The 13,090-nt window shown below is 65.4% G+C and carries 7 protein-coding genes and 1 pseudogene; 1 reads left to right on the top strand and 7 read right to left on the bottom strand.

Going from position 1 to position 13,090, the window contains the following annotated elements; genetic code table 11:
• Nucleotides 1-82: 82 nt before the first annotated feature.
• The 5 genes from N551_RS0110155 to N551_RS0110135 are packed head-to-tail and all read right to left on the bottom strand — an operon-like array spanning nucleotide 83 to nucleotide 9,999.
• Nucleotides 83-817, bottom strand: a complete 735-nt coding sequence (locus tag N551_RS0110155; RefSeq protein WP_027566894.1) for a tRNA-uridine aminocarboxypropyltransferase — start codon at nucleotides 815-817, stop codon at nucleotides 83-85.
• 41 nt (nucleotides 818-858) lie between these two features.
• On the bottom strand, nucleotides 859-3,963 hold the full coding sequence (locus N551_RS0110150) for an efflux RND transporter permease subunit (protein WP_027566893.1): 3,105 nt from the start codon (nucleotides 3,961-3,963) through the stop codon (nucleotides 859-861).
• Nucleotides 3,963-7,112, bottom strand: a complete 3,150-nt coding sequence (locus N551_RS0110145; protein WP_027566892.1) for an efflux RND transporter permease subunit — start codon at nucleotides 7,110-7,112, stop codon at nucleotides 3,963-3,965. Before N551_RS0110145 ends, N551_RS0110150 begins: the two co-directional genes overlap by 1 nt.
• A 36-nt stretch (nucleotides 7,113-7,148) precedes the next feature.
• Entirely contained in the window at nucleotides 7,149-8,558 is a 1,410-nt protein-coding gene (locus N551_RS0110140; RefSeq protein WP_027566891.1) for an efflux RND transporter periplasmic adaptor subunit, read from the bottom strand.
• Nucleotides 8,548-9,999 carry an efflux transporter outer membrane subunit gene (locus N551_RS0110135; RefSeq protein WP_027566890.1) on the bottom strand — a complete coding sequence of 484 codons (1,452 nt, stop codon included), beginning with the start codon at nucleotides 9,997-9,999 and terminating at the stop codon, nucleotides 8,548-8,550. Before N551_RS0110135 ends, N551_RS0110140 begins: the two co-directional genes overlap by 11 nt.
• A gap of 772 nt (nucleotides 10,000-10,771) precedes the next feature.
• Here N551_RS0110135 and N551_RS0110130 point away from each other — a divergent pair.
• Nucleotides 10,772-11,806, top strand: a complete 1,035-nt coding sequence (locus tag N551_RS0110130) for a cysteine synthase A (RefSeq protein WP_027566889.1) — start codon at nucleotides 10,772-10,774, stop codon at nucleotides 11,804-11,806.
• Here N551_RS0110130 and N551_RS0110125 read toward each other — a convergent pair.
• Nucleotides 11,803-12,336, bottom strand: coding sequence for a DUF805 domain-containing protein (locus tag N551_RS0110125; protein ID WP_027566888.1), 534 nt, complete (start codon nucleotides 12,334-12,336; stop codon nucleotides 11,803-11,805). The two genes, N551_RS0110130 and N551_RS0110125, sit on opposite strands and share 4 nt — an antisense overlap.
• 136 nt (nucleotides 12,337-12,472) lie before the next feature.
• A pseudogene (locus N551_RS35300) lies at nucleotides 12,473-13,090 on the bottom strand (acetylglucosamine transferase); the annotation flags it as partial.

The raw sequence follows: 13,090 nt of genomic DNA, 5'->3' as shown, positions 1-13,090 counted from the left end.
CAGATCGCGGCCTGTTGGCCGATGGTCTCTATTCGCCCGCCTCTCGCGGGACAATCGGCCGTATGGATGATCCGGACCGGATTCAGGCTCGCTTGCCCCGCCGCACACCGCGCCGGCGGTCCTTGACCGGCGGCTTTGGCGCCAATTCGGGCATCTCGGTCTGAACCTCGCGGTAGCGGGTTAACATCCGTTCGAAACAGGCATTCAGCGTCTCGGCGATGTCCGGGCGCTTCTCCAGAACGGAGAGGATCGTCGCTGCGGCCTCGATGGTCGACAGTCCGTCCTTCCGAGGCTCCTTGCGCAGGCGCCCGTAGCGCGATGGCGCGGCCGGATTGAGGATGACGCGCTGGCATTTCAGCATCCAGGGATTGCGCCACCACAGGGCCTTGGCTTGGCTCCAGGTGCCGTCGAGCAGCACCACACCTTCGAGCTTGCCGAGGCGCGCGCGCTGGTTGTCCGCGACCTCGCCCTTGCGGTTGAGGGCCAGGATTTCGCCCTCGGCCTCGAGATCGGCGGCGTGCGCGGAGCCGAGATAGAGCACGGCCCAGTGCGAGGCGTTCTCGATCGGCTGCCCCAGCGCCTTGGACAGGCTCGGCCAGGACAAGCCGACCCGCAGCGTGGCACCGGCGAAATGCTTCGCAAGCAGCCGGGCGGTGCCGAGCGCCCTGTCCTGCTCCTGCGGATGCTGAAGGATCAGGAGTCCAAGGCGGTTTTTGAGCGGCGTGACGCTGTCGCAGATGCACAGCGGCATCGGCTTTTGGCAGTGCGGGCATTCGGGGATCGGATCGGCCGGCGCGGCGGCGGTGGGGTGCGACATGGTCGCCGCTATACGCTTTGCAGGGCGGTTCAACAACCCGCCTATTCCGCCGGCGCGGCCAGCGGGCGCGGCTCGCGCCGTCGGCGCAGGCGGTCGATCAGCAGGTAGATCACGGGCGTGGTGTAGAGCGTCAGGATCTGCGACACGAACAGCCCACCGATGATGGTGATGCCAAGAGGTCGGCGGAGCTCCGTGCCGGGCCCGGTCGCGACCACCAGTGGAATGCCGGCGAACAGCGCCGCCATCGTCGTCATCAGGATCGGCCGGAAGCGCGCCTGGCAGGCCTCGAAGATCGCCTCCGCCGAAGACAGGCCGCGCTGGCGCTCGGCATCGAGCGCGAAATCCACCATCATGATGCCGTTCTTCTTGACGATGCCGATCAACAGGATGATGCCGACGAAGGCGATCACCGTCAGTGGCGTGTTGGTGAGCTGCAAGGCCAGCAGCGCGCCCAGACCCGCCGAGGGCAGCGTCGAGATGATCGTGAGCGGATGGGCGAGGCTCTCATAGAGTACGCCGAGCACGATATACATCGCCACCAGCGCGCCGAGGATCAGGAGCGGCTGGCGGCCGCTGGTCTTGGCGAAATCCCCGGCATTGCCGTCAAAACTGCCGCGAATGCCCTCCGGCATGTGCAGCTCCTCGACCGCGCGCTGGATGTTCTGCGTTGCGGCCTGGATCTGCACGTCCGGCAACAGATTGAACGACACGGTGGTCGATGGGAACGATTGCGAATGATAGACCGCGAGCGCGGCCAGCCCGCGCGTCGCATGCACCACGGCCGACAGCGGCACCTGCGCGTCGCCCGCGCCGGCGACATAGATGCGTTCGAGGTTGGACGGGTCGACCTGGAATTTCGGGTCGATCTCCAGCACGGTCATGTACTGGTTGCGCTGGGTGTAGATGATCCCGATCTGCCGCTGCGAGAACGCATTGTTGAGCGCGTTGTCGATATCCTGGACGCGGACGCCGAGCGCCGAGGCCTTCTGGCGATCGATCGACAAGGTCAGTTGAAGCCCGCCGGGATCACGGTCGCTGGAGATGTCGGTGATGCCCTCGACGCTCTCCATGCGCTTGGCCACGATCGGCGCCCACTTTTGGAGCAACCCGAGATCGGTGCTGGTCAGCGTGTACTGGTAGTCGGAATCGCTCTGCCGTCCGCCGGCGCGCACGTCCTGGGCGGCGAACATGAACAGGCGGATGCCGGGCACCGGGTATAACGCTCGCCTGAGACGGTCGATCACCACCTGGGTCGAGACGTGGTCGCGCTCCTCCGGCGGCTTCAGGCTGATGAACATGGTGCCGCGATTGGAGGTCGCGCCGCCCGGCCCGCCGCCGCTGCCGACGGTGGAGCCGATGCCGGCCACGGCCGGATCCTGCATCACGATGTCGGCGAGCCGCTGCTGCAGGCTCAGCATCGACTGAAACGAGATGTCGGCCGAGGCACGCGTCGCCCCGATAACGAAGCCGGAATCGTCGGTCGGGAAATACCCCTTGGGGATCTTGATGTAGAGCGTCACCGTCAACGCGATGGTGGCGAAGAACACCAGCAGCGTCAGCAGCGGATATTCCAGCACGGTGCGCAAGGAGCGGGTGTAGAAAGCGACGATGCGCGACAGCGAGCCCTCGATGATCCGGTCGAACAGGGTCGCCGTGCCGGACGTGGTCTGCCGGATATAGTGCGCGCAGATCATCGGCGTCACCGTGAGCGACACCAGCGTCGAGACCAGGATCGCGAAGGTCAGCGTCAGCGAGAACTCGCGCAGCAGCCGGCCGACGATGCCGTCCATGAAGATCAGCGGCGTGAAGGCCGCGATCAGCGACAGGCTGATCGACACCACGGTGAAGCCGATCTGCCGGGCGCCGTCCAATGCCGCCTGGAGCGGCCGCATGCCGTGCTCGAGGTTGCGGTACATGTTCTCGATCATGACGATGGCGTCATCGACCACGAACCCGACGGAGATCGCCAGCGCCATCAGCGACAGATTGTCGATCGAGAAGCCGGCGACCCACATGCCGGCGCAGGTCCCGGCCAGCGCCAGCGGCACGGAGATTCCGGCCGCGATCGTCGGCGTGAGCCGCCGCAGGAATACGAACACGACGACCATCACGAGAATGGCCGTCGCGAACAAGGTCCACTGCATGTCGAGCACGCTGGCGCGGATCGTGCTGGTGCGGTCGACCAAAGTGGAGATATCGACGCCGGCCGGAATCCACTGCTTCAGCGCGGGGATCAACGCCTTCACCCGGTCGACGGTGTCGATGACATTGGCATCGCCCTGCTTGGTGATCTGGATCAGCACCGCCGGCTGCTTGTTGAACCAGGCGATGGAACGGGCGTTGCGGACGGAGTCCTCGATGTCGGCGACGTCGGCCAGCCGGACGAAATTGCCGTTCGAGCTCTTGATGACGATGTCGCGGAACTCTTTCGCGGTCCGCATCTGCCTGTTGAGCGACAGCGTTTCACTCTGGCGCTCGCCGTTGAAGATGCCGACCGGACCGAGCGGGTTGGCGTTGATGATCGCAGTCCGCACGTCGTCGGTGGCGATGCCGGCGTTCGACAGCGCAACGGGATTGAGCTGCACCCGCACCGCCGGCTGATCGGCGCCGGACACCGTGACGTCGCCGACGCCCGGCACCTGCGAGATGCGCTGCGCCAAAACCGTATCGGCGACGTCGTAGATCGCGCTTGCGGACAGCGTCTTCGAGGTCAGCGCCAGCACGAACACGGGAGCGCCGGCAGTGTTGGCCTTGCGGAAGCGCGGCAGCGTCGGCAAATCGCTGGGCAGGTCGACGAGCGACGCGTTGATCGCCGCCTGCACGTCGCGTGCGGCCTTGTCGATGTTGCGGCCGATGTCGAACTGGAGCTGGATGTTGGTCGTGCCGAGCGACGAGGTCGAGGTGATCTGGTTGATGCCCGATATCTCGCCGAGCCGCCGCTCCAATGGCGAGGCGACCGTCGCGGCCATCACGGACGGGTCGGCGCCGGGACGGCTGGCGGAAACGAAGATGGCGGGGAAATCGACGTTCGGAACCGAGGCGACCGGGAGGAACTCGTAGGCCACAATACCCAGCAGGAACAACCCGATCGACAGCAGCGTGGTCGCGACCGGGCGGCGGATGAAGGGCTCCGAGATCGATGCCATCACTGCATCCCCTCGGTCGCGCCCGCGACGGGCGGCCCGCCGGACTCCGCCGGCGGCAGCGCCTGCTCGAGGCGGCGGTTGATGCGGTCGAGTGCGAGATAGATCACCGGCGTGGTGTAGAGCGTGAGCAATTGGCTGAGCAGCAGGCCGCCGATGATGGAGATGCCGAGCGGAAAGCGCAGCTCGGCGCCGGTGCCGCTCTCGATCGCCAGCGGCAGCGCTCCGAACAGCGCGGCCAGCGTCGTCATCATGATCGGGCGGAAGCGCAAGAGGCAGGCCTGCACGATCGCCTCATGCGCCGGCATCCCCTGCCCGCGCTCGGCCTCGAGCGCGAAATCGATCATCATGATCGCGTTCTTCTTGACGATGCCCATCAACAGGATGATGCCGATCAACCCGATCACCGAGAGATCCTGCCCGCACAGCATCAGCGCCAGGATCGCGCCGACGCCGGCCGAGGGCAGCGTCGAGAGGATCGTGATCGGGTGGATGTAGCTCTCATAGAGCACGCCGAGCACGATGTAGATCGTGATGACGGCGGCGAGCAGCAGCCAGGGCTGGCCCGCCAACGCCTTGGCGAATTCGGCGGCGTCGCCGGCATAGACGCCGACGATGCTGTTGGGCATCTCGATCCGGGTCTCGATGGTCTTAACGGCCTCGACAGCGTCGCCGAGCGCCGCGCCCGGGGCGAGATTGAAGCTGAGCGAGATCGACGGGAATTGCGCCTGGTGCGAAATCGCGAGCGGCGCGGTGGTGCGGGTCAGCGTCGCCACGGCGGAGAGCGGCACCTGTGCGTTGGGCGCGCCGGCAGTCGCGCTCGCCGCGCCCGGCAGATAGAGCTTCGACAGGATCGAGGGATCGCGCTGGTACATCGGCAGCGCTTCCAGCACCACGCGGTACTGGTTGGCCTGGCCGTAGATGGTCGAGATCTGCCGCTGCGCGAAGGCGTCGTTGAGCGTGTCGGTGATGCCCTGGAGGCTGACGCCGAGCTGGCCGGCGCGGGTGCGATCGACCGTGAGCTGCGCCCGCAGACCGCCTTCCTGCGCCTCCGAGGAGACGTCGCGGAACAGCGGATCGCGCCGCATCTCGGCAACCAGCTTGCGCGCCCATTCCGACACCAGGGCAGCGTCGGTGCCGGTCAGCGTGTACTGGTATTGCGAGCGGCTCGACTGGGTCGAGATCTGCACGTCCTGCACCGGCTGGAAATAGACGGTCATGCCGGGGATGGCGGCCACTCGCTCCTTCAGCCGGGTGATGACCACGCTGACATCATCGCGCCGCTCGCCGCGAGGTTTCAGCGTCATGACAAGACGGCCGACATTGGTGGTCGGATTGACCGAACCAGCACCGATCACCGAGACCACGCCTGTTACATCGGGGTCGGCCTTGATGGCGTCGGCCGCCGCGGCCTGCCGCTTCTGCATCTCCGCGAAGGACACGTCCGGACCGGCTTCCGTCACCGCCGTGATCGAGGCGGTGTCCTGCAGCGGCAGGAAGCCCTTTGGCGCGACGACATAGAGCGCCAGGGTCGCAATCAGCGTGGCGAAGGTCACGACCAGCGTCGCGCGCTGGCGCTCCAGCACCCAGAGCAGCGTGCGGTGATAGAATTCGACGGTGCGGTCGATGAAGCGGCTGACCGCGGCAAGACCCGGCACTGCCAGCTCTTCATGGGCATGCTTCAGCAGGCGCGAGCACATCATCGGCGTCAGCGTCAGCGAGACGACGGCCGAAGTCACGACGGCGATCGTCAGCGTCAGCGCGAATTCGCGGAACATGCGGCCGACAAGGCCCGACATGAACAGCAGCGGGATGAACACCGCGATCAGCGACACCGTCAGCGAGATCACGGTGAAGCCGATCTCGCTGGCGCCCTTTAGCGAAGCCTCCATCGCGCTATCGCCGTTTTCCATGTGGCGGACGATGTTCTCGATCATGACGATGGCGTCGTCGACGACGAAGCCGGTGCCGATGGTGAGCGCCATCAGCGATAGATTGTCGAGGCTGAAGCCGGCGAAATACATGATGCCGAAGCTGGTGATCAGCGACAGCGGCAGCGCCACGCCGGCGATCAGCGTGGCCCGCAGCGAACGCAGGAACAGCAGCACCACCAGCGTCACCAGCACGACGCTCAGGATCAGCGTGAACTGCACGTCGCGGACCGAGGCACGGATGGTGACGGTGCGGTCGGAGACGATGGTGAGGTTCACGCCGGCCGGAATAGCGCGTTGAACCTTTGGGATTTCCGCGCGGATCTGGCTGACGACGTCGATCACATTGGCGCCCGGCTGACGCTGGATGTCGATGATGACGGCGGGCGAGCCCTGGTACCAGCCGCCGGTGCGGTCGTTCTCGAGCCCATCGACGATCTGCGCCACGTCGGCGATGGTGACGGGGGAGCCGTTGCGGTAGGCGATGATGACGGGCTTGTAGGCGTCGGCGGCGGCGATCTGGTCGTTGGCGGCGATGATGTAGGATTGCTGCGCGCCGTCGAGCGAGCCTTTCGGCCCGGAGACGTTGGCATTGGCGATCGCGGTGCGCAGGTCTTCCATGGCGATGCCATAGGCGGCCAGCCGCGCGAGATCCGCCTGGATGCGGACGGCTGGCTTCAGTCCGCCGAGCACAGAGACGCGCCCGACGCCGGAAATCTGGCTCAGCCGCTGCGCCAGAAGCGTGTCGGCGATGTCGCTCATCGCCCGCAACGAGATCGTGTCGGAGCGCAGCGCCAACGTCATCACCGGCGCATCGGCCGGGTTCACCTTGGCGTAGGTCGGCGGATAAGGCAGCGTCTTGGGCAGCACGCCGGCCGCAGCGTTGATCGCGGCCTGGACGTCCTGGGTCGCGCCGTCGATGTCGCGGTTGAGATCAAACTGGAGCGAGATCTGGCTGACGCCGAACGAGCTCGTCGAGTTCATCGCCGACAGCGACGGGATCTGGCCGAGTTGCCGCTCCAGCGGCGCGGTGATCAGCGAGGCGATCACGTCGGGGCTCGCACCGGGCAATTGCGTCGTCACCTGCACGGTCGGGAAATCGACCTGCGGCAGCGCGGACACCGGCAGCGCGAAATAGCCGAGCAGCCCGCCAATCAGAAGCGCGATGCCGAGCAACGAGGTCGCGATCGGCCGTCGGATGAAGGGTTCGGAGACGCCCATGGGATGCGCCTGCCGCTCAGGCGGCTGTTGTCGGGATCATGGCTGCTTGGCTCCACTTCCCGATGCACCAGGACTTGACGGAGGCCCTGGTGCCGGTCCGGTCTGGCCCTTCTGGTCGCCTTCGCTGCTCTTGCGCTTGCCGCGGAACTCGCCGTCCTTGTCTTGTCCGTCCTTCTGGCCGTCTTTTGCGCCGTCCTTCTTCTGACCATCCGGCCCGCGCGAGCGCTTGCGCGGCGCCAGATCGGCCGACGGGGTCTGGTCGTCGCGCCCGATGACCACCTTGGAGCCATCGGACAGATTGGCAAAGCCGGTGGTGACGACCTTGTCGGTCGCCGACAGGCCGCTGGCGATCACGGCGTCATGCTCGTTCTGCTGCGTCACCGTCACCGGCTTGGCCGCAACCACGTTGTCCTCGCCGATGACATAGCTGAAGGTGCCGATCGGTCCGCGCTGCACCGCCGAGGTCGGCACCACCAGCGCCTGCGTCAAGGTCTCGACCTTGAGGCGGACATTGACGAACTGGCCGGGCCAGAGCTGGTAATTGGCGTTGGGGAATTCGGCCTTGAGCCTGAGCGTTCCCGTGGTCTGGTCGACCTGGTTGTCGATGCCGGTGAGCTTGCCGGTGTCGATCACGGTGAGGCCGTCATTGCCGAACACGTCGACCGCGAGCGCGCCCTTCGCCGCCGCGGCGTTGACCCGCATGATCTGCTGCTGCGGCAGGCTGAACCACACCGCGATCGGCTGCAATTGCGTGATCACCACGAGGCCGGTGGTGTCGGAGGCGTGGATGATGTTGCCTTGGTCGACCTGGCGCAGGCCGGCGCGGCCCGAGATCGGCGCCACGATCTTGGTGTAGCTCAGCGTCGCCGCCGCATTGTCGATCGCGGCCTGATCGGCCTTCACCAGCGCCTCCGTCTGCGCGACCAGCGCGCGCTGGGTGTCGGCCTGCTGCTTGGATCCGGCATTGGAGGCAGCTAACTGCTCGTAGCGCGTGAGGTCGATACGCTGGTTGGCGAGCTGGGCCTGGTCCTGGGCCTTCTTGGCGACGGCCTGATCGTACGTCGCCTGGTAGAGCGCCGGGTCGATCTCGCCGACCACGTCGCCTTTCTTGACGTCCTGGCCCTCGGTGAAATTCACCGCGATCAGCTTGCCGTCGACCTGCGAGCGGACGGTCACGGTGTTGAGCGCGCGGATCGCGCCGACGCCGTCAAGATAAACGGGAACGTCCTGGATACGCGGCGTCGCCGCCAGCACTGGTACCGGCAGATCGGGCCGTTGGTTGCGGCCGTTCGCCTGCTGCGGCTGCTGGTGCCAGGTGCTCCAGCCGTAGTAGCCAAGCCAGCCGAGGATCGCCAGCGTGATCAGGGTCATGATGAAGCCGCGCCCGCGCGACTTCTTCGCCGTTCCCTCCTTCGCGCCTTGCTTCGTATCCGGCTTAAAGAGCATTGACCGGTTTCTCCATCCTCGGCTCCCAGCCGCCGCCGAGCGCCTGATACAGGCTGACGATAGCAAGAAGGCGGGCAAGTTGCGCCTGCGACAGCGCGTCTTCCGCCTGGAACAGGGTCAGTTGCGTGTTGAGCACGGTGACGATGTCGGCGGTGCCGGCGCGCAATTGCTGTTCGGAGAGATCGAATGCGCGGCGGGAGGCGTTGAGGACATCGCGCTGCAATTGCAGCCTGATCGTGGTCTGCTTGATCGAGAACAGCGCATTGTCGACATCGGCGAACGATTGGATGATGGTCTTGCGGTAGGTCTGGAGCAGTTCGTCCTGCCGCGCCTTGGCAAACTCGAAATTGCCGAGGATCTTGCCACCGTCGAAGATCGGCTGCGTCGCGCTGCCGACGAGCTGGAAGAAGGCCGCATGCGGCTGGAATAGCGAGACCAGGGCTGAGCTCTGATAGCCGCCATTGCCGGTGAGCTGGATGGTCGGAAAGAACTGCGCGCGGGCATTGCCGACGTTCGCGGTGGCGGAGGCGAGCTGGGCCTCCTGCCGGCGAATGTCGGGGCGCTGCGTCAAGAGCTCCGACGGCAGGCCGGGCGTCACGCGGGGAATCGCGATCCGGTTCAGCGAGCCCCCGAGCACGCGCACGCTCTCCGGCGGCCGCGACACCAGGACTGCAAGCGCATTGACGTTCTGGTCGAGCGTCTGGCGCAGCGGCGGCACCAGTGCCTTCTGGTTTGCGAGCACGCTCTCCTGCTGGGCGACGTCGAGATCGGTGCCGGTGCCGGCCTTGCGCCGTTCCCTGACGGCATCGAGGATGCGCTGCGCGCTCGCGATGTTGCGCTGTGACGTCCGGATGCGATCCTGCGAGGCCAGCACCTGGAAGTAAGCGTTAGCGACGCCTGCGAGCGTGGTCAGCGCAACGACGTCGCGATCGAAGCGGTTGGCATTTGCCGTCTCTTCCGCCGTTTGCAGGGCGTCCCGGTTCTGGCCCCAGAAATCGAGCTGGTAGCTTGCGCTCAGCGAAGCCTGGTAGTTGACGACCTCACGGCCGCCATTGGTGAGCCCCGAGGCGGAGGAGCCGGAGGTGCGCGAATAGGCCTCCTGCCCGGTGCCGGAAAGGCTCGGCAGCAGCGCCGCACCCGCCTGCCGCGCCTGCGCGTCAGCCTCGACGATGCGGGAAACGGCGGCGGCGATGTCGAGGTTGACGGTCTGCGCCTCTTCCATCAGCTGTGTCAGCTCCGCCGAGCGAAAGCTGCGCCACCAATCCAGCGACGGCGGGGCATCCGCCTTGCCCGCGTATTTGTACTGCGTGGGAACGTCGAGCGCGGGATCAGGTAGATCCTGCGTCAACACGCAAGCGCCCGAGCCGGCGGCAAGGCAAACGACCGCAAGCCAGCGCGCCGCACGTCGCGTCCGGGACGTGGCGCCTGGAGACCGCCGCACAGCGATCGCAGGAACATCCTGTGTCACACATACCCCCCGCCGGGCAGATCGAGCCGCCACCGCGCAGCTGGAGTAACCGATTCGCGGCGGCACAGTCGGGGGGCTTTGGACAACTCGTTCACAAGGTGAGGCTTTCTACGGAACCGGACACCCATACTAGCCGGGTGCGGAACAGCGGGACAGTCCCGCAGTTGCGAGATGGTCGCCAAAGTGCGACGATCCCGCGGCGAACAAATTGAAAAAAGTCTCTGTCCTGCAGTACTTTCTTGAATCTCGAAGCCGTTCCGGAGCGCATTCAAGCTTACCAACATTTCATGTGATATTGCCGCCACACCAACTTCAGTGGCTTTAATTCGTCCGTAGCGCTCGCAATCCGGCTTCAGAGCTGGTCGCGAAGCCGGCCGAGCCGGTCCACGAGGTTGTTTACCGTCGAAAATAAACAGGCATTCGTCGTGCCGATATGTCTGCCGGCTTCTGCAGGCTATCCACGCGCGTCGTTATCGACGCGTCCCGCCCAAAGGCGATGAATTGTCGCGAGTGCGCTGACGACGGCCGTAATCTTCCATGTTTTGGCAGAGTCCGACCCGATCTTCCTACTGTTGTCGGCGCCGCGTAGCCCAGCATCATCGGCCATCGTCCCTCGCAAGAATTTCACTGCTTCGACGGGCACTTCCGCCGGTTTCGCCGCAGCGCAAAAGCCTTCCCCTTTGGCCTCCCAAGCACTAGGTTCTGGCCAACCTGATCAACCCCTTTGCCAGTGATTTGCCCAGACATGACCATCAACAACGACGTTGTCGAAGCCATCGGCAACACCCCGCTGATCAAGCTCAAGCGCGCTTCCGAACTGACCGGCTGCACCATCCTGGGCAAGGCCGAGTTCATGAATCCCGGCCAGTCGGTGAAGGATCGCGCCGGCAAATGGATGATCCTTGAGGCCGAGAAGCGCGGCGAGCTCAAGCCCGGCGGTCTCGTGGTGGAATCGACCGCCGGCAATACCGGCATCGGCCTTGCGGTCGTGGCCAGCGCGCGCGGTTACCGCACGCTGATCGTGATCCCGGAAACGCAGAGCCAGGAGAAGAAGGATTTTCTGAAGCTGTGCGGCGCCGAGCTGCTGGAATCACCGGCACTGCCCTATTCCAATCCGAACAACTATCAGCATGTCGGCCGCCGCCTCGCCGACGAGTTGCGCAAGACGGAGCCGAACGGCGTGCTGTTCGCCGACCAGTGGAACAACCTCGACAATGCGAAGGCGCATTACGAGTCCACAGGTCCCGAGATCTGGGAGCAGACCGGCGGCAAGATCGACGGTTTCGTCTGCTCGGTCGGCAGCGGCGGCACGCTCGCCGGCACCAGCCGCTTCCTGAAAGAGAAGAGCAAGGACGTCAGGATCGCCTGCGCCGATCCCCATGGCGCCGGCATGTATGAATATTTCAGAACGGGCGATGCCAAGGCGACGCCGGGCGGCTCGATCACCGAGGGCATCGGCCTCAACCGCGCGACCGCAATCGTCGAGAGCGCAAAGGTCGATGACGCTTATCTCATTCCCGATGCGGAAGCAGTTACGGTGATCTACGAACTGCTCCAGCACGAAGGCTTGTGCCTCGGCGGCTCGACCGGCATCAACGTTGCCGGCGCGATGCGTCTCGCAAAACAGCTCGGGCCCGGCAAGACGATCGTCACCGTGCTCTGCGATTCTGGCAGCCGTTACCAGTCGAAGCTGTTCAACGCCGACTTCATGCGCGCCAAGAGCCTTCCGGTGCCTGAATGGCTGGAGAAGCGCAGCAACATCAAGCTGCCGTTCGTCTAGCCCCAAGTCGGCCGCGACGATCCCTGCGACACCCGCGCGAGGCGCTCGTTCGATAGCGAAGGCTTGTTCGCGCGCGTGCGCGGCGGGAGGGGAGCGCCGTAGGAGCCTTCGCTGTCGCCGCTCGGCCAGAACATGAGCGCGAGCATCAGCGCGAGGTTGACGAGCGCGCCGATCGCCGTTGCCTGGTGCTCCTGCCCAATTGCCCAGGCCGGAAACCGGCCCGGGACGACATGGTCGACGATCATGAGCGCGAACCAGGCAGGCACCACGCAGGCCGGATCCCAGCCGATGTCGCGGATGCGCATCGATTGCAGCGTGACGGTCGCAACTCCGAAGAACACGATTGCGACCATCATCGCCCAGCTCTTGGTGAGGTCTTCGGGTCGGATCGCGCCGGGCGAGGTGTTGTTCAGCACGGCCATTGCGATTGCAAAGCAGATCGCCGTCATCACGATCGCAAGCGCGACCGTCGCGAGGAAGAAATGCAATCGCCCGAGCCGGGCGTTCAAGCCGAAGACGAAACCGAGCATTAGCGCACCCTTTTTGGCGCCACATGCCCAGAGATAGCTTTCGGAGCCATGAACCTGCACGGTCGCGCAGCGCCGCATGGTTTCCGGAGGACTAAGGTGGCCGGCGCGATTCGAGGCTTCGCTCCACCCGGCACGGTCAGGCGCCCTCGCCGCCTTCCGAGGCCGCAGCACAATAGTTGCGCCAGAACTGGCGGTAACCCGCCTCGACCCTGGCCGTGTAGATTTCGACATTGCCGGCAGGCGAAGCCGCGATCCGAGCCGGCAAGTCCGCGCGCAGCTTCGCCAGATGCGCCGGCTGTGCCGCATATTTGGATGCGATCGCGGCATAGCCCTCGTCATTATCGGCGACCCAGTCATTGAGACCGACCGCAGCCACGATCGACCCGCCGGCGCGCGACGATGCACCGTTGCCGAGCTTGGCTACGACCGGCACGCCCGCATAGAGCGATTCCCAGGTGCTGACGCCGCCGTTTTGCGGGAACGTGTCGAGCGATATGTCGATGTTCGCAAACGCCAGCAGGTGCTCGTGGCGCGGCGACGAGCCCAGGCAGGTGACATTCTCCTCGGCAATGCCCTGTGCTACGAACCGCGCGATCAGGTTGTCGCGCAGCATGGGATCGTCGAGCAGGGTATGCTTGATGATGATCTTCGAACCCGTCACCTCGCGCATCACTTTCGACCACACCCGGATGGCCTCGTCCGAGATCTTGTAGATGCGGTTGAACACGCCGAAGGTGACATAACCATTGCGGAG

Origin of the sequence: Bradyrhizobium sp. URHA0013 (assembly GCF_000518345.1) — a bacterium.
Taxonomy (GTDB): Bacteria; Pseudomonadota; Alphaproteobacteria; order Rhizobiales; family Xanthobacteraceae; genus Bradyrhizobium.
The sequence above is the reverse complement of the archived record's forward strand: the minus strand, read 5'-3'. Positions and strand labels throughout refer to the sequence as shown.

What these genes read in the sequence shown, in the direction of transcription:
- N551_RS0110125 (WP_027566888.1), bottom strand. Translation starts at nt 12,336, where the DNA reads ATGCTCGGTTTCGTCTTCGGCTTGAACGCCCGGCTCGGGCGATTGCAT.
- N551_RS0110150 (WP_027566893.1), bottom strand. Translation starts at nt 3,963, where the DNA reads ATGGCATCGATCTCGGAGCCCTTCATCCGCCGCCCGGTCGCGACCACG.
- N551_RS0110155 (WP_027566894.1), bottom strand. Translation starts at nt 817, where the DNA reads ATGTCGCACCCCACCGCCGCCGCGCCGGCCGATCCGATCCCCGAATGC.
- N551_RS0110140 (WP_027566891.1), bottom strand. Translation starts at nt 8,558, where the DNA reads ATGCTCTTTAAGCCGGATACGAAGCAAGGCGCGAAGGAGGGAACGGCG.
- N551_RS0110130 (WP_027566889.1), top strand. Translation starts at nt 10,772, where the DNA reads ATGACCATCAACAACGACGTTGTCGAAGCCATCGGCAACACCCCGCTG.
- N551_RS0110145 (WP_027566892.1), bottom strand. Translation starts at nt 7,112, where the DNA reads ATGGGCGTCTCCGAACCCTTCATCCGACGGCCGATCGCGACCTCGTTG.